The organism is Marinagarivorans cellulosilyticus, from assembly GCF_021655555.1.
GTDB classification, from domain to species: Bacteria; Pseudomonadota; Gammaproteobacteria; order Pseudomonadales; family Cellvibrionaceae; genus Marinagarivorans; species Marinagarivorans cellulosilyticus.
Window position 1 is genome coordinate 509,142 of the sequence record NZ_AP023086.1, and the last position, 16,638, is coordinate 525,779.

Annotated in this window: 13 protein-coding genes; 5 read left to right on the forward strand and 8 right to left on the reverse strand. The window is 45.8% G+C overall.

Features of this window, described 5'->3' with window-relative positions:
• The first annotated feature begins 201 nt into the window (after nucleotides 1-201).
• The 3 genes from MARGE09_RS01955 (at nucleotide 202) to MARGE09_RS01965 (ending at nucleotide 3,716) form a co-directional block, all read left to right on the forward strand.
• Nucleotides 202-2,235, forward strand: coding sequence for a di-heme-cytochrome C peroxidase (locus MARGE09_RS01955; protein WP_236985683.1), 2,034 nt, complete (start codon nucleotides 202-204; stop codon nucleotides 2,233-2,235).
• 175 nt (nucleotides 2,236-2,410) lie between these two features.
• On the forward strand, nucleotides 2,411-2,938 hold the full coding sequence (locus tag MARGE09_RS01960) for a hypothetical protein (RefSeq protein WP_236985684.1): 528 nt from the start codon (nucleotides 2,411-2,413) through the stop codon (nucleotides 2,936-2,938).
• Nucleotides 2,931-3,716, forward strand: a complete 786-nt coding sequence (locus MARGE09_RS01965) for an LVIVD repeat-containing protein (protein WP_236985685.1) — start codon at nucleotides 2,931-2,933, stop codon at nucleotides 3,714-3,716. The genes MARGE09_RS01960 and MARGE09_RS01965 overlap by 8 nt, the downstream gene beginning before the upstream one ends.
• A gap of 62 nt (nucleotides 3,717-3,778) precedes the next feature.
• On the opposite strand, the gene MARGE09_RS01970 is transcribed toward MARGE09_RS01965, so the two are convergent.
• Both MARGE09_RS01970 and MARGE09_RS01975 read right to left on the reverse strand, forming a co-directional pair.
• Complete coding sequence (locus MARGE09_RS01970) at nucleotides 3,779-4,735, reverse strand: DUF4862 family protein (protein ID WP_236985686.1); 957 nt, start codon at nucleotides 4,733-4,735, stop codon at nucleotides 3,779-3,781.
• Nucleotides 4,736-4,872: 137 nt separating this feature from the next.
• A complete protein-coding gene (locus MARGE09_RS01975; RefSeq protein WP_236985687.1) occupies nucleotides 4,873-5,349 on the reverse strand; it encodes a DUF4124 domain-containing protein in 477 nt (158 codons plus the stop codon).
• 834 nt (nucleotides 5,350-6,183) lie between these two features.
• Here MARGE09_RS01975 and MARGE09_RS01980 point away from each other — a divergent pair.
• A complete protein-coding gene (locus MARGE09_RS01980; protein ID WP_236985688.1) occupies nucleotides 6,184-7,470 on the forward strand; it encodes a vWA domain-containing protein in 1,287 nt (428 codons plus the stop codon).
• Between the two features lie 455 nt (nucleotides 7,471-7,925).
• Here the strand turns inward: MARGE09_RS01980 and MARGE09_RS01985 are convergent, their stop codons facing one another.
• The 6 genes from MARGE09_RS01985 to ilvD form a co-directional block, all read right to left on the reverse strand.
• Nucleotides 7,926-9,389: a hypothetical protein gene (locus tag MARGE09_RS01985; protein WP_236985689.1), complete on the reverse strand. Its 1,464-nt coding sequence runs from the start codon at nucleotides 9,387-9,389 to the stop codon at nucleotides 7,926-7,928.
• 325 nt (nucleotides 9,390-9,714) lie between these two features.
• Nucleotides 9,715-10,701, reverse strand: coding sequence for a hypothetical protein (locus MARGE09_RS01990; protein ID WP_236985690.1), 987 nt, complete (start codon nucleotides 10,699-10,701; stop codon nucleotides 9,715-9,717).
• Nucleotides 10,702-10,819: 118 nt separating this feature from the next.
• On the reverse strand, nucleotides 10,820-11,425 hold the full coding sequence (fic, locus tag MARGE09_RS01995; RefSeq protein WP_236985691.1) for a protein adenylyltransferase Fic: 606 nt from the start codon (nucleotides 11,423-11,425) through the stop codon (nucleotides 10,820-10,822).
• Between the two features lie 103 nt (nucleotides 11,426-11,528).
• A complete protein-coding gene (locus tag MARGE09_RS02000; protein WP_236985692.1) occupies nucleotides 11,529-12,425 on the reverse strand; it encodes a DUF4238 domain-containing protein in 897 nt (298 codons plus the stop codon).
• Nucleotides 12,426-12,633: 208 nt separating this feature from the next.
• Nucleotides 12,634-12,888, reverse strand: a complete 255-nt coding sequence (locus MARGE09_RS02005; RefSeq protein ID WP_236985693.1) for a hypothetical protein — start codon at nucleotides 12,886-12,888, stop codon at nucleotides 12,634-12,636.
• Between the two features lie 175 nt (nucleotides 12,889-13,063).
• Nucleotides 13,064-14,899: a dihydroxy-acid dehydratase gene (gene ilvD, locus MARGE09_RS02010; protein WP_236985694.1), complete on the reverse strand. Its 1,836-nt coding sequence runs from the start codon at nucleotides 14,897-14,899 to the stop codon at nucleotides 13,064-13,066.
• A gap of 340 nt (nucleotides 14,900-15,239) precedes the next feature.
• Between ilvD and MARGE09_RS02015 the strand changes: the two genes are divergently transcribed.
• Entirely contained in the window at nucleotides 15,240-16,412 is a 1,173-nt protein-coding gene (locus MARGE09_RS02015; protein WP_236985695.1) for a DUF418 domain-containing protein, read from the forward strand.
• Nucleotides 16,413-16,638 lie beyond the last annotated feature (226 nt).

The following is a 16,638-nucleotide window of genomic DNA, read 5'->3' on the forward strand; positions in this document are numbered from 1 at the left end:
GGCTAGGGAGCAAACACGGCTCCCTTTTCGGTTTTATAGACAAGAGGGCACCTCTAAAAATAGTAATTTTTTTGTGAGAGCAAAGAAGCACCGCCCGGAGAGCCGCAGTTTACGTGGTGTAAATGAGGACTCGAGGACGGAGCTGATGCCGCTATCGCGGAAAAAGTGCATTTTTAGAGATGCCCAAGAAGGAAACAATCGATGATTAGTTACCATACTTGCGCCACGCATGTAAAAAAGTTTAAGTGGTCTTGGGGTACGGCATTAGTCGTGCTAATAGTTAGCATTATTATCATTTCGCGGCTAAGTGTTGCCATTGGCAGTATTGGCTATGGCCTAACGCCGCCGTCGTTACCTGAGTACAAATCCTTAGAGCAACAGCATGTAAACCCAGAGGGGTGGGAGGGTGATTCGCAGTGGTTCCATCATGCGACTCAAGGTACTGCAACTTTACCTATCCCCTATGAGTGGTTGCTGGCATTAGAAGCGCCAAAAAGTAGCCCTTGGTGGGGAATTTTTTCTTGGACGGATGCCGGTCCATTTATGGGCGAGTATATTTTGCGTTTAGGTTTTATCGAAAGTAAAGCCTCTGCCACCAATCCCGACGGCCTACCCATTGGTATTGCTAAAACAGATAGTATTTATTTCCCTGGTGTTGATCGCAAAGCCTCTGCTGCGGGTTTTACTTGTGCGGCTTGCCACACAGGGCAAATGGTACTGGGTAATAAACGCTATATTATCGATGGCGGCCCCGCCATGACAGACCTTGGGTTATTAACCCAGTCACTTGGTGCGGCATTGGGGCAAACGGCGCTAGCCAGTAATTTAGTGTTTTTTAATGGCCGTTTTGAGCGTTTTGCGCAGCGAGTGCTAGGAAGTAACGATAATATCGTAACGCGTACAGCATTGAAAAAAGACCTTGCTAATACGATGAGCATTCTCATCACCAAAACCGACACGATTAATGTTACCGAGGGCTTTACCCGTTTAGATGCGCTTAACCGCATTGGCAACCAAGTTTTTAGCCAAGACATGGGTCGAAACTCTAATTATTCACCCATTAATGCGCCAGTTAATTATCCGCATCTTTGGACCACATCTTGGTTCGATTGGGTGCAATATGATGGTTCCATTATGCAACCGTTAATCCGCAACACAGGTGAAGCATTAGGTGTTTCTGCTTATGTTGATGTGACTGCACCGGACAATCAGCGTTTTGCTTCTTCGGCGAATATCCATAATTTAGTTAAAATTGAAGAGTGGTTGGCCGGTACAGATCCCTTTAAAAACAATAAGCAATTTAATGGTTTATTGGCACCTAAGTGGCCGTCAAGCTTTCCAGATATTAATAAAGACCTCGCGCGCGAAGGTGAGGCTTTATATGGCGAGTTATGCGCGGGTTGTCACTTGCCACCGGTAGGTTCTGATGAGTTTTGGAGCGATAAACATTGGCAGCCTATTGCCTTTAAAGATTCACTTAAAGATGCTGCCGATAACGAAATTCCAGGCTCGGAAGAGATTTTTAAAACCGACGAAAAATACTTAAAGCTGAATATTATACCGCTTGAGGAAATAGGCACTGATCCTGCGCAGGCCAATGTACTGGTAACGAGGACTGTCGATGCAACCGGCCTTAATTTGAATACTAAAGTTTGTACGCCAGTTAAAGATGGGAGTGGTAATGTCTTAAAATATGTAAATTACCAAGATAGCGCTACTGCCAATTTTGGTTTAGCGTTGGGCGCATTTGTAGAGCGCACAAATAATCAGTGGTTTAATCAAAACTTTATTGCCCAAAGTGATCGCCCAGTACTTGAAGGCTTAAGGCCAAACTGCTTGCAGGTTGGTGCAGGCTATAAAGCGCGGCCATTAAACGGGGTTTGGGCAACGGCGCCATTTTTACATAATGGTTCTGTGGCTACATTGTATGATTTGCTATCGCCGCTGGAGTCGCGCCCTACCTTTGTTGAGCTTGGTAATCAAAGCTTTGACGCCAACCATGTGGGAATCGAGCAAGGCGATAAAATTAAGCGCTTTAATAAAGATAAAAGCCATCGCAGTGAGGCGTTTACCGCTGATTACGATAATGGACGCTTTATTCTTGATACCCGTGAACTCGGTAACCACAATTCGGGCCACTTGTTTACCGACGATAAAGCCGCTGTTGGTAAGATTGGACCAAAGCTAACGGAAGATCAAAAATTTGCGCTTATTGAGTTTTTGAAAACTCAGTAGTATCAATCTAATCCTCTTTTATTTTAAAGACGGTACCGAGAAGGGCTGGCCTATGTGTCAGCCCTTTTTTTGTGCGTGCCCGATAATGCCCGTGCTGGGTTATTGCTTATTTAGGTGCGGATTGCTGCGTTAGCCTCGTCTTACTATTAAAGGGCTAAGAGGAAGCACTGTGAGCATGATGTATTTAATAAGAAAAGTGAGGTGGGTTGGCCTAGCCTTGGTTACGGGGCTTTCACTGGCTTGCGGAGGAGCATATCACGGAAGTGGGGGCGTTGGCGTTCCTCCTGCGGTGGATAGGTGCCCAGAAGGGCAACGAGGGGAGTGGCAAAACACCGGTATATTGTTTGAAGATTTGCGCGAAGGCATTGTTTGGCAAGAGCCCAAGCCTATTAATGTTAACGGTAAGGTAGTGGTTTATCAAAACCTATTATTTGTATTAAAGCCTTTTGAGGGCGTGCATGTTTTTGATAATAGCAATAACCAAAACCCAATAGCGTTAGGCTTTTTATTGGTGCCGGGCAATAGTGATATTGTAGTAAAGGATGATGTGCTTTACCTCGATAGCTATGTTGATTTGGTAAAGATTGGTGTTATTGACAATCAAGTAATGGAAATTGGCCGTATTCACCTTGCATTCGGTGATGCTTATCGGCATGACGAAGAAGGTATTATCACCGGACGGGAGTATGTTTGTCATGAATAACAAAACAGTATTCTTGTTACCGCTGCTGCGGTGTTTTGGCCTGTTAGCAATAGGCTGTACCCTACTGGGTACTGCCGGTTGTGGTAGCGAAGGTGGCTCATCGGATGCTAGTCCGGGGGTATCGGGTGGGACCTCAACGGCGGGTTCCACCGCTACGATGTCTACCTATAAAAATGTGCTTTATACCTTGATTAATAATAAAGTCATTATTGTTGATTTGGGTGGCGAGGTGGAGCCTAAAAGTATCGTTAACTACGATGCAGAAACCGTGTATATCTACCAGCACTACCTTTATTTGGCTGGTCGCAATGGCGTGACTATTTACGATATTAGTAACCCAATATTTCCTGTATTGGTGTCTAATTACTTACATGCGCGTGCTTGTGATCCTGTAATTGTTAATGATGGCGTGGGTTATATTACTTTAAGAAATCGAGGGGGTTGCCCTGGTGATATTAACCGGTTAGAAGTGGTTGATTTTACTGACCCAGCATGCCCCGAAAAAATTACAGAGTTTGCGATGGATGCGCCTTATGGTTTAGCCAAAGCGCCAGATTATTTGGCGGTATGTCAGCCGTTATATGGGCTAACGCTATTGGATGTTGGCAATTTAGGTAATATCCAGGAAATAACGCGTTACCCTCAATTTGACTGCTTCGACTTATTGTATAGGGATGATGTTTTGGTTGTTACTGCTGCGGACGGTATTTACCAGTTGGATGCCACTGATGAGTTTCTTGTGGAGTTAAGTCGGATTCCCGTTGGCGAAGCCTTGTAGCGTTTTTTGTTATTGTTTTAAGCTCACAGGCGGCTCAATGTATATTAAGCCGCCTGTGTTTTTTATTGCGCTGAATCCAAAATTGTTAAAGCCGCATCGATATAGCCCAAGCGCTCCTCAAGGGATGCATCTGCAGGGCGAATACCTAATTTAATTCCTACAACAGGTAAATTCTTGTAATTGGCTATTTGCTGGCATTTATGAATTTCTGCTGTGGACATTAACGAGCCTTCTGCTCCTGGTATTTCTGGCGTTTCTTTGGCGTGGGGCATGTGGCTATCTCGCCAAGCGCCATAGGCGGTACCTTCCCCTGATGCGCCAGAAAACATTAGGCCACAAAGCAGGCCAGCATCATGCGCTTGTTGTATGTGTTCTATTGCACCTTCTGCGCTTCGCGCTTCAATAACAGACCGTCCCCAGTTAATGGTCAGCCCCATATTGCTATTGTGCTGGGCATTAATTTCTTTTAATGCATTTATTTCTTGGCTTAAGGTTAAAAAGCCTTTGGCTGGTGTTTGGCCGTCTATTAATGTATCGCAATGCTCAATAATAATGCGCGCGCCTTGCCAGTCCCAGCTTTGTATTTCGGTTAGCGACTTTTTTAATGCGTCGGTAGATGCGCGGGCTTGGGTTTGGTTGGGGGCTGTTTGTATTTGAATTGCGGTGACGGCGGGCTTGCCGCAATGCGCGTTTAATTTGGCGATGGCATCGCGCGCTTTTTGTAAAAAGGCGACGGCTTGTAAGCGGCCTTCTTCGTCATCGGATGCGATGCCAAATGCTGGGTTATTTTTAAGGGCTGCCATAATGCCGGGCACGCAGGTAAATACATAGTTCCAGTGGGGCGCAATATTATTTAAAAACCATTCATCATCTTCGCTGTGTAGCAGGCCTGTAAATGGGTGCTCTAACCCGGCAATGCGGTTGTCTTGCTTTAGGGCAGAATACAGCTCGCTTTCTAGCTGCGCATTCCAGCCGTTGTTACACGGTGACGAGGCATAAGCGCCTACATAGTATTTCATTATAGCTCCGGTGGTATTCTTAATGCGTAAGGTGCCGCAGTGTAACGGGCTAGCCAAACTTTGACTATGTTGGCTTTAATCGGCCAGCATAAGTTCGAAATGGAGGTGGAGTGCGTTTAGGTTCTATCTGGCTTTAATTACAGACAGCCTAGCGCAACGAGTTGTTGGCGCATTCGTTCAAGCTCTTTTTGCTGTTGTTTTTCGGTAAGGGCTTTACCGTTATCGTCGACCATATAGGTAATGGTGTTGTTTCTGTTGCCGTAAGAGTTGTAGTCGGCTAGCCAGCGAGCGCAGTCTTTTTGCTGATAGTGCTGTTCGGCTTGCGCTTGGCGCCGGGCTTGCTCGGCTGCTAATTGCTTGGCGTGCTTTGCTTCTTTCTCGTTGCTGTAATAGTCCGCAAAAGAGTCGGATGGATCGGCGCTATTCACTGGCTTCAACTCTACGGCTTCGGCCTTAATGGCTTGTTTTTTCTTTTGTTCAATTAAGCTTTTATTGGCGCTGTCAGAAAAGTGAACTTTACCGTTTTCATCGACCCAGCGATAAACTTCACCGGCAAAGCCTTGCTGGCAACAGGTCGAAAATAAAAGGGTGGCCATGGCTATTTTGGTTAGCATTTTAAGCCTCTAATGCCTGTAATTATGAGGGGAGTATTGTCGCACCGGCGATTGGCTATTTCTAGTATTTTGGGGGGCTAAATGCCAGTTGTAAGCTAGTCGTTTGTGGGGGCGGGTGATGCTTCATTCAGTACTTGGAGAGCGGGAAAAAGAAAGTGGAACGCGGTTATGTCATCAGCTCTACTTGTGAGCGAATTGTTTTTCAAACATTGCGAGGGGCGATCAAGTCAGTGCCAGTACATCGGGTTAGTGCTGAGTGTGTAAAACCCAGTTAATCTTAAGTGTTTGAAATCCTCTTTTTGATGTTGAGCGTTCTCACCTTCTGTGTGGGAACGTTCTCGCCGCAGATTCGGCGGGTAACATTTTCCCTGCCATTGTTTAATCAGAAGATATTTAATGGCGAGGGCGTAGATGGTTAGTTTTTGTGGTTTCATGTATTTTACTTTGTGAATTACAGGCTTACTCAACCTCGTCCAAAACGACCCAATACAAAAACCAGTCGGCTAGGATGCAACCTACTTAGAGAACTTGCTGTTTAGTATGTGAAATTTCATGCGCTTGTTTTGGATGGCCTTCCCTGATGTGCTGTTCTGACATGCAATTCCTTCTGCATTACATCCTATTTTTACCGCGGATACACATTTAATATTGTTCGTTTTTTTTGAGAGTGAATAGCTAGCCTTTGATCTAAGTCACTAAAGTTGGTACCTAGCTACGTAGTTTTACCCATAGCTATTCGTCACGGTTGGCGTTTCAATAGCGCTATACATACAAATTGGATGGGCTCGCAATCAGAGGCTCAAGTAATCTTGTTTAGCATACTAGGGGGAAACTATGGGGATGCCACTCATAAAACTACGTGATCTTGTAGCAATTGCAGTTGTGGCCACGCTGGCTGGCTGTACCGGCGCTTCTTATGACAGTGGGTCGGAAAGTAGTAGCGGTGGGGTAGTGAGCGGGGTTGTAGATAGTGCCGGCTCCACGGATTCGGGAGTTGGCTCAAGCCCAGGCAGTATTCAAGCGGGCACTTTAACTGCGGGTGAGTATGATGATCACCTCAACGCTGAAAATTACCAGCGGTACTTAACTGATGTGCTGCAGGGTGGTCAAGATCTCCCTTATATTGATATTACTTCAAAGCTAATTTTGAAAGTTGTAGGGCCAAGCAGCCTTCCTGCTCCTGGCGTGCGTATTACGATTGAGGTCGAGCAAATGGAAGTGATTTCGATGGCTACTGCGGCTAACGGTGAAGCTTATTTATACGAAGCATTGGATGGCCTGCCAGATACTTTTGACATTGTATTGAGTCGCGATGGTAGTGAGCTTCAGCGCCTAACCAGCGTGACCTTGGCAGACTTAAAGGCCAATAGCGGAATTGATATTACGCTAGATAGTGAAATTGCGGCAGCGGATCAATTGGATTTAATGTTGGTTGTTGATACCACGGGCTCAATGAGCGACGAGTTGAACTTTTTGAAAACGGAGTTGCGTGCCATTATTGACGAGGTGGCGGCAAAACATTCCGGCCTCGATGTGCAAGTTGGCTTGGTGGTTTACCGAGATGTTGGCGACAGTTACGTTTCACGTACTTTTGATTTAACAAATGATATCGCCGCTCTTCAGGACAACTTAAAGGCGCAAAGTGCTAATGGGGGCGGGGATTACCCAGAAGCTATGCAGGTTGGCTTGCGAGAAGGCGTTACTGCGAGCTGGCGTGAAAATAGTACCAAAGTGATGCTGCTGGCTGCTGATGCACCGCCAAAAGACAAGGATATAGCCGATGCGTGGAATTATGTGTTAGATGCTCGCGAACAGCAAATTCATATTTTGCCTTTAGCTGCGAGCAGCTCTGGCCCCGTCACCGAGTTTTTAATGCGTGCCATGGCTGTAGCTACACAAAGTCGTTATTTGTTTTTAACGGATGACTCTGGTGTGGGTGATACGCATGATGAGCCTACAGTGGACTGTTATGTGGTTACGCGTTTGGATGGCGCAATTATTCGTGCGATAGATTCTCTCCTTTCTGGAGAGCTAATTTTCCCAGAGCAGCAAGATGTTATTCGTAAAGAAGGGAATTACGTGGATGGCATTTGTGAATCTGAAGAAGTCACTGCGCAATAGCTCTTATCTAATCAGTTTTTTTGGGTACGCATTCAATTTGTTGACAGAGGTTGCCGTTTGAATTGGCCGACTGGGTTGGCCGTTCTTCGGCTTCCGCGGCCGAGGCATTAGTGCAGTCTGCTCATCTGCGAAAAAGGATTCCCGAAGATTTTCCGTTCACACTCGCATCGGGCCCAAAACTGGTTGGGGTTGGCGAAGGGCTTTGAGCCCCCCCCAAAAAAACCTTTATCGGCCATGAACAGTATTGATAACGCAGTGCTGCCTATGGGGTATAAGCGCACTCCTGGTCGGCAAAGCTGCAAGTCTCTATTGGGTTGATAGCCCTAATTTTTTCGATTAATTTATTTTCCCGCCTGTCGGGGGGATTTTCTGTACCTGAGTATATTGCAGCTTGGCATTGACCTTAATATTTATCGAATATTGTGTATGATATTTGGGGTCAGAAAGATCATTGATTATTGCACAGCATAAAAATACGCATCATCCCACCAAATTCTTCTCTCGCCATTTTTGGCAATTGAGTGAATTAGTTGCATGGAAACGCTGTTCGCGTTTGGAGGACGCTTTCGTTCATATATTTCTAAGGGAATCCAGCCGGTTAAACTGGAAGATATATCATCATGTCCATGGTCCGCTTGGTATTTTCCTCTGCAATTGGCATCCTCATACCAAGTAATGCGTAGGCGTCCGCCGCCCGGTGTGTAGTTAGTTACATTTTGATATTTAATTCCGGCATCAAATACTCTGCCGCTGGCAGTATTTAAATTAATGCATTGACTAAAAGCTCCGGTCCCGATGGATCCTCGATCTGAAACAAGCCGAGTCTCCAATACGCCACTACGCCCCCCCGCTGATAGCTGCCAATGTTCTTTGTTTGCGCCTCGCCAGCCAGCAGTAGTAGCATCAAAACTCGGGTTATTGAGTAGGTTTACATAGGTTTCTTGAGCGGGGGTATAACTTTCAGTCTTACGATATTTTTTTTCTTCAACTTCTAATTGAATGTCGTCCCAGATTGCGGCAACTGGAGCTGGTGGCTGTGAGTTTTTGCCAGAATATTGAGTTCGAAATTCTTGATTGGTGACACCTAATTTTTGGCCATAAGTCTGATTTTGTATCAATGTAATTTCGAATGATTGTGAGCCAAGGCCTGCTTGTTTATTTTTTAAGCTAAGGGTTTGCCAGCCCAGTTGTTTTTCTATATTGGCATAGCCACCATGTTGGCCGCCTAGACTACAGTCAGGTGTTGTGTGCCAGGTGAGCCCTAATTTATGAGCCCGTGTGTATTCCGGTACTTCCTCCAGTTTTACGTGTGCGAACACACTGAGAGACTCAACATCCGTTGCTGGTAAACAGAGGCTGGCGTGGGCTTCTTTCCAAGATTGAGGGCTGCTTGGTATATAAGCTTGGGACCCCATTCGCAATCCCCCTGAGTTTTCGATACCCCCTGCAGGTGAGTAGCTCACTCCGTGGTCTAACTTCCACCCTTGCAGGCCTGTATTGAAATTACCGTTAAATGTTTGTGTGCCCGCACGAATAACTGGTTCAGCTTTTGGTGTAGAGGTGATTATTGTAGAGGCCTTTTCTGGCGTGTTCAGTAGTTCGGGTTGTATATGAAGTGACGTTTTTGGGGCGCGGGAAGGTAAACGACAATAGCGCCAGGCAGTAATAATATCTACCTTATTTTTGCACCAGTGTTTTTCGAATTTAAAGGCTAAAGAGTGTAGTGTGCTGCCCCTTGCGGGGTAAAAATTTAGATTAATTTCTTCGCTCGCTAGGTGATCTTGTTCGCTGGAATCATTCATTACAATGGCAAAGGTTGCAGTGTTTTTGCCTGGAGCGATGCGTGCGGGTCGGAAGCCGAAATGGTTCAAAGTAATTCGATTGCCGGATACGCTACCACCGACACCCAAATCATCCATGCCTGGCACCGGCGAGAATTCGTAATCTAGGGAGATATGGACAAGGTCAGCAAGTTCCTTCGTCACTCTTACACTGTTGACTTTTAAGTTGGGTAAGCGGCTGCGTGGGGCTATTGTACCGTTCTTGTGAATTTCTACACTGCGCTCACTAAGGCTTAAAGCCATTACTTCAAAAGGTGACAGTAGAGGGGTAATTTTTACTTTCTCGATAAATAAAAAAGCTGCTAGTAGCAGTAGTGATAATAAAATGGAAAGTCTAACCATAATTGCAATCTAAACCCGCTGTATCTTTGGAAGTTAGCTAAGAAAGAGTTAGTGCTCTACTTTAAAATTCTTGGAATTGATTATTGTCAAGAAATATATCAAATTCACCTTCAAAATATACAGGTGCAGGAAGTTGTTCGCTTGAGTCTTCTGATTCGCAGCACAGCGCTTGATTAAATGAGAAGCTACCAGTGATCCTGTGGTCGTCTAGTACTGAAATTATTATTTTCACATTAATTCTATTGTCTGGGTGATAGGTTTCCGTCCGAACGCCAGTATCTTTATCAAAAGCTTCGTTATAGTTAAAGTCTAGCGTAATTGGGCTTGAGCCAATGTCGTAATCAGAATCATACTCGTACGCGCCTAATTGTAACGGGCCGTAGATGTTTATGTTGATGCCCGCAGTTCCCTCCCTGTAAGGGAAAAGTATTGTGGCGCCCCGTAATGTTCCAGTTTGGCTATACCGCGCCTCTGAACAGGTGTGCATTACTTTGTTCAGCGCTATAGGGCTCGATAGGATAAAAGTGCCGTTTTGGGTTAGCGCATCATTACTAATCTTAACCATGTAGCTTTTAATGTTTTCTTGCCATTCATCATCTTGATAGAACAGCTGGCGGGTGTACTCCCTGAAGAGCACGCCGTTGTCCTGAAGAGCATAATGCTCATCGAACCTTGGGTAATAATGCTTTTCAGTTTTATAGCCATTGCCATAGTGGGCTAAAGTTTCGGTCGTTTCAAAACACCGCTGCTGCCGAATGCCTTCTGGATGATCGTTGATGATTACTAGAGTCGAATGTGTATTTTCTTGCAAATATTCTTGCGTGTTAGGGTTATATGTTTTGGCGTTTGTGATGACTTGCCAAGTTCCAGTCATATCTCTGCTAAGCAAAGACTCTCCAGTGGAGGACTGGGAGCCGCCAGAGCTACCGGTGAGATTTTCTGAGCTAGAAGGTTGTGTTTGTATTTGGTTTGAGTTGTCGCTACCGCAACCGGCGAGTAAAATCGCGAAAGTGCTCGATATAACTATAGCTGTCAGAGTTTTTAGCATTATTTGTTCTCTAATTTATTTTTTAAAGCTAGCGTAGAAGTTATTGGTTTCGGGATAGTTATGCCAATCTTATTTTCAGCGGCATCGTAATAGCCCGCAAAAATTAAATTGTTTACCCCTATAAATCGTCCGTCTTAAATTCACTATAACCTTCGTAAAAATAACTCACGTCGATACCTTTCATAAACAGGGTGCGATCATCAATTTGGTTGGTCAGTGCTTGTTTGAGTAGTACCTTAATTTCAACATCTTTAACCACGCTGCGCTGCATGGCTGAAAGGTAATCATCTTTATCAACAAGGTTCCAGTCAACGACTTGCTGGACTTCTTGCTTCAGAATAAGGTCTAACCAAATGCGTGTTGCGCGTCCATTGCCCTCGCGAAAAGGGTGGGCAATATTCATCTCAACATACTTCTCGATGATTTCATCAAAACTACTCTGCGGCATGGCGCTGATGTGTTTGAGCGAAGGCTCTAGATACATCACTGGAGCAAAGCGGAAGTCACCTTTGGCGATGTTTACATCGCGTACTTTGCCCGCGAAGTCATAGATTTCTTCGAATAGGTACGCGTGAATAAAACTTAGCCCTGCAAAGGTACCAACTTCAACTTTGTTTATATCGCCAGAATCAAATAGCTGCTTGGCTTTGAGTTTACTGATTCTTTCTTCAGCTTTGGCGAGTTCAATTTGGTCTGTGATGTTGAGTTTGTTGTCCAAAATCATTTTATTGGCCTTTTGATTGCTTTTGCATTTACATCTAGCTCCCACGCTCCTGCGTGGGAGCGAGGTGATTTCTGTGGTCTTGCGTGAGAATTAGCCTGATAACTCACTTTGTTACCCCAAGAATATTTTTTGATGCAGTATAGATCTTTAAGTGACATTGATTGAATGCTTCTTGGTTGTAAAACATTAGGCGCTCAAGGTCATCAACAATATCGATTCTCATTATTTCTTCGGGCTGGCTTGGTATAGGAGGGGAGCTAATCATCAGTAGTGTATTTTTATTTAAGTTGAAATATAGCGAAGTTAAGCCATTTGGATCAGAAAGCTCTACATATCCTCTGTCACATACCGCTACTATTTCTTGTGTGTATTTATGTATTTCAATATAGCTAAAAAGTTCTTTGCAAATAAATCTGGCAAGACTTTCTGGGCGATGCACTTTTTCATTGGTGCTTTCTTCGGCTAGAGTGTAAATTAACTCTAGCCACATCTCCCTGTCATTTTCTTTTAGGCCAAACTCCTGTTGGAGCTGGCTTAGCCGTTTATGATTTCCATTTTTTAATAAGTTTCTGAAAATAATGTTTTCCGGATTGTGTCTTATCGGGTGGTCGGCGAAGTTTTCAAATATTTTTCCTGTGAAACTGTGATTGAGAGGACTTCTAAAAATATTGAGTAGCTTAAGCCCGACTACATTTAATAAATCATTTTCATTAAAAATATTGATGGCGTCGCGATTAATAAATTTTGAGGCGGTTGTTTCGCTGCCGTTAAAAATATTTTCTAAATTTGATCTGAGCTTGTTCTCTTTGTGAAAGGTATATAGGTCATTTTCACAAAGAATAGAGCCAATATTTACTGGGCCCTCCAATTCTGGCCCCTTAGGTGTTTTCCCTATTCGAAGAATTTTCTTTTCTTTGGCTGTGTTGCTATTACAGCGAAGCTCCCAACGGCTATAGAAGTGCTGGGCAGTTGTAGTGTTTGAATAATTAGCGAAGTCCATACGGTAATCCTAGCAACGACGTTTCCTCGTTCCCACGCTCCTGTGTGGGAACGAATATTGTTAATCGTGATGTTAAAAGTCTGCCATAGTTCATGGCTTGAACATTAATGCTGCCCAGTTAACTTCACTTTCTTTTTGTGGCGAGTATGCATTACCACGCGGAGCGCGGGAACGAGAAGATAGCCCAGCCCCTTCTGACAAAAAATATTTACATTCTCGCGCGTCGCTTACGCGCCCCAATCCCAACAAATAATGGCAGGGGAACATCACCAATTACTTTTGCGATTATTACCCCGTCAATCATCCAGCGATGCTCTAGTCGTCCATTACTCGCAACTACAACACCAGTTTTACTATCTAGAGCCCGTAAATAAGCAGCCCTAAAAGCACGTCTTGCCGCTTCGGGTATCTCTTCATGCCTTTGCGCCAATCTAAGATTGTCTTGCTTCGAAACACTTTTCATATATATCCACAAACTTCTAGGCCGCATAAAGTTATTAAGTAGCACAAAAAGCGCAGGGGATTGATTTATCAGACCTTCACGCGCCGGGAGCGCGTGTAGAGCGCCCAAGGACGGCTTGAGCGTGTCTGAAAAATCAATCCCCTGTGCGGCAACACGGAAATTGTTTATTTAAAACCTAATCCAACTTACTCAAATCCCTAACCGCCCCTTTATCCGCACTGGTCGCAAAATGCGCATATGCCTTAAGCGCGGCACTCACTTTACGGGGGCGGTCTTTGGCGGGTTTCCAGCCTAGTTTGTCTTGCTCGGCGCGGCGGTGGGCGAGTTCTTCGTTGCTGAGTAATACATCAATCGTGCGGTTGGGGATGTCGATTTTGATTTTATCGCCATCGCGTACCAAACCAATCGCGCCACCGGCTGCAGCCTCTGGCGAGGCGTGGCCAATACTCAAACCACTGGTGCCGCCACTAAAACGACCATCCGTTAATAGTGCACACGCTTTGCCAAGGCCTTTGGATTTAATGTAAGAGGTAGGGTAGAGCATCTCTTGCATGCCGGGGCCGCCTTTGGGGCCTTCGTAGCGCACAATAACTACATCGCCCGCTTTAACTTTGCCATCTAAAACATTGGCTACGGCTTCGTCTTGGCTTTCGGTAACGTGTGCGGTGCCTTCGAAGACTAAAATGCTTTCGTCTACGCCGGCGGTTTTTACTACGCAGCCATCTAGGGCAATGTTGCCGTAAAGTACGGCTAGGCCGCCTTCTAATGAGTAGGCGCTTTCTAGGCTGCGAATACAACCGTTGTCGCGGTCGGCATCTACCGAGGGCCAGCGGGTGCTTTGGCTAAAGGCGGTTTGCGTGGGAATACCCGCTGGGCCCGCTTTGAAAAATTCCATTACCTCGGGAGAGGCTTGGCGCATTACATCCCAAGTATCCAGTGCGTCCTTCATGGTAGCGCTGTGTACGGTGGGCACGTGATTGTGCAATAAACCCGCGCGGTCTAGCTCGCCCAAAATACCCATTACGCCACCGGCACGGTGTACGTCTTCCATGTGGTAGTCTGGCGAGTTGGGGGCCACTTTACATAGCTGTGGCACCTTGTGGCTCATGCGGTCGATGTCTTTAAGAGTGAAGTCGATTTCGGCCTCTTGCGCGACCGCCAACAAATGCAAAATGGTGTTGGTGGAACCGCCCATCGCAATATCGAGTGCGATGGCGTTTTCGTAGGCTTCAAAACTACCCACATTGCGTGGCAGCAGGCTTTCTTCGTCGTTTTCGTAATAGCGCTTGGTGATATCCACAATTAAGTGGCCGGCGCGTTTGAAGAGCTGCTCGCGGTCGGCGTGGGTGGCTAGCATGCTGCCGTTGCCGGGCAAGCTTAAGCCCATGGCTTCGGTAAGGCAGTTCATCGAGTTTGCTGTGAACATGCCAGAGCAGCTGCCGCATGTAGGGCAAGCGCTGCGCTCGTATTCGGCCACTTTTTCATCGCTGGCGCTGTCGTCTACGGCAATAACCATGGCATCTACAAGGTCTAGTTTTTTATCGCTAAGCTTGGTTTTACCGGCTTCCATCGGCCCGCCAGAAACAAACACTACGGGGATGTTCAAACGCATGGCAGCCATTAGCATGCCAGGGGTAATTTTGTCGCAGTTAGAAATACACACCATGGCATCGGCGCAGTGGGCATTAACCATGTACTCAACACTGTCCGCAATGATGTCGCGGCTTGGCAAGCTGTACAACATGCCATCGTGGCCCATGGCAATGCCGTCGTCTACGGCAATGGTGTTGAATTCTTTGGCAACGCCGCCGGCCGCTTCAATTTCGCGGGCTACTAACTGACCCATATCTTTTAAGTGAACGTGGCCTGGTACAAATTGGGTAAAGGAGTTAACCACGGCGATGATGGGTTTTTGAAAGTCATCGTCTTTCATGCCGGTGGCACGCCACAAGGCGCGAGCGCCAGCCATATTGCGGCCGGAAGTGGATGTTTTAGAGCGATACTGGGGCATGAGAACCTCTTTGGTATGGGTTTGCCATTGCAAGGGCGTACATCACGGACTGGTGGGCGCTTTGGGCCGCGTAAGTCAGTTTGCCCTTGGGCGATAGTCATTGAATAAAGGGGCTAATAATAGCAAATTTAGAAGACGCCTGCCGATCTCGGTTTCTTCTAAAAAACCATAAAAAGTTCAGTGATTATCGTGCTTTGCGCTGGCGCTAGCCGTTGCATGCACGGCAAGAGGTTGGGGGGAACGGTATTGTGATTGTGCTCCTTACAGTAACGGCGTTGCTGGGCCTTAGAATATTTGGGGCTACTATACAGCTACCCTGTTAACCATATGGAGTGGCGCCATGACACAGTTAACCCCTTTAACTAGCGAGCGCTTGCTTGTTATCGATGCATTGCGCGGCTTTGCCCTAATGGGGCTATTTATTGTGCATGCGGTCGAATACTTTGAATTGTATTGGTATAAACCCCAGCCGGGTTTTATCCACGATACGGTATTCTTTTTATTCGGTGGCAAAATGGCGGCAACGTTTGCGGTACTGTTTGGCGTTGCGGTTTATACCATGTTGTTTCGCTATGAGCAGCGTGGTATCGATTTTCGTGGCCGCTTAGTGTGGCGGTTTGTGTTACTGATTGTGATGGGATATGCGCATGGCTTGCTTTACGCTGGCGATATTCTCTTGCACTTGGGGCTATTGGGGTTGTTGTTGGTTGCCATTTGCCGCTTGCCTACCGCAGGCTTAATGCTTTTAGTCGCTTTTTGTTTTTTACAAGTGCCCACCTTATTCGATTTTGCAGCGACTTTTTCTGATGCGAATAGTACGACTCAGCAGCCGAAGTTTTGGGCATTATCGTGGCGCAATTTTGAGGTTTTTGCTTCGGCCCCGCTGGCGGAACTTTTTCGCTATAACGCCACGATGGCTTATGAAAATAAGTGGGTTTTTAACTTTGAGACCGGCAAATTTTGGACGATGGCCGGTTATGCCATAAGTGGTTTGGTATTGGGCCGAATCCATTTTTTTAATCAGCAAAAAAATGACGGGAGGTTTTTAAAGACAGGCTTAATCGTTGGGCTGGCGGCTTCGATTATTATTTACGGCCTAAAGACATTGTGCGCCCCGATGATTGCTGAGGGCATGAGCCGTTGGTATTTTAATGAAATGTTGGGTAATTGCTTTAATACTTTAATGGTGGCAACGGGCATTTGCCTTTTCGCGTTTGTGTACCGTTATGAGTTTATACGCCGATTACAGCAGTTGTTAGTGCCTTGTGGCCGAATGAGCTTAACGCTGTACGTTAGCCAAAGTATTGTCTGCGTGCCCATTTTTTATGGTTTTGGCTTAGGTTGGTATGCTGAAGCTAGTCAATTGAGTGCGTTAATTCTTGGCTTTGTATTGTGGGGCCTGCAGATGCTTTTTGCCCATTGGTGGTTTGGCCGTTATGTTTATGGCCCGCTCGAATGGGGGTGGCGGGCGCTTACCTTGTTGCGCAGTGATGTTCCTTTTAGGCGGTTGTAATACAAAATGAAAACAATAGCTATGTCTGCTATTTAAAGCGTTGCATTACCAAGCCCTTAATCCAAGGCAGAGCTGCATTACTTGCAGCTTTATATACACGCCTAAACGCTAACGTGCTGCCCCTTGCTTGGGTAGCATAATTCTTTAATCTCCACTCCATAAGCACCAAGTTGTTGCGTTCTGTAAGCATAGCGATGGTGCAAAAAACGGCGTTAGCTCTACGTTT

Excerpts from the sequence above, each read along its gene's own strand:
- MARGE09_RS01955 (WP_236985683.1), top strand. The coding sequence starts at position 202 with ATGATTAGTTACCATACTTGCGCCACGCATGTAAAAAAGTTTAAGTGG.
- fic (WP_236985691.1), bottom strand. The coding sequence starts at position 11,425 with ATGATTTTGGACAACAAACTCAACATCACAGACCAAATTGAACTCGCC.
- MARGE09_RS02015 (WP_236985695.1), top strand. The coding sequence starts at position 15,240 with ATGACACAGTTAACCCCTTTAACTAGCGAGCGCTTGCTTGTTATCGAT.
- MARGE09_RS01975 (WP_236985687.1), bottom strand. The coding sequence starts at position 5,349 with ATGCTAACCAAAATAGCCATGGCCACCCTTTTATTTTCGACCTGTTGC.
- MARGE09_RS01985 (WP_236985689.1), bottom strand. The coding sequence starts at position 9,389 with ATGGATGATTTGGGTGTCGGTGGTAGCGTATCCGGCAATCGAATTACT.
- MARGE09_RS01980 (WP_236985688.1), top strand. The coding sequence starts at position 6,184 with ATGGGGATGCCACTCATAAAACTACGTGATCTTGTAGCAATTGCAGTT.
- MARGE09_RS01990 (WP_236985690.1), bottom strand. The coding sequence starts at position 10,701 with ATGCTAAAAACTCTGACAGCTATAGTTATATCGAGCACTTTCGCGATT.
- MARGE09_RS01970 (WP_236985686.1), bottom strand. The coding sequence starts at position 4,735 with ATGAAATACTATGTAGGCGCTTATGCCTCGTCACCGTGTAACAACGGC.
- MARGE09_RS02005 (WP_236985693.1), bottom strand. The coding sequence starts at position 12,888 with ATGAAAAGTGTTTCGAAGCAAGACAATCTTAGATTGGCGCAAAGGCAT.
- ilvD (WP_236985694.1), bottom strand. The coding sequence starts at position 14,899 with ATGCCCCAGTATCGCTCTAAAACATCCACTTCCGGCCGCAATATGGCT.
- MARGE09_RS02000 (WP_236985692.1), bottom strand. The coding sequence starts at position 12,425 with ATGGACTTCGCTAATTATTCAAACACTACAACTGCCCAGCACTTCTAT.
- MARGE09_RS01960 (WP_236985684.1), top strand. The coding sequence starts at position 2,411 with ATGATGTATTTAATAAGAAAAGTGAGGTGGGTTGGCCTAGCCTTGGTT.
- MARGE09_RS01965 (WP_236985685.1), top strand. The coding sequence starts at position 2,931 with ATGAATAACAAAACAGTATTCTTGTTACCGCTGCTGCGGTGTTTTGGC.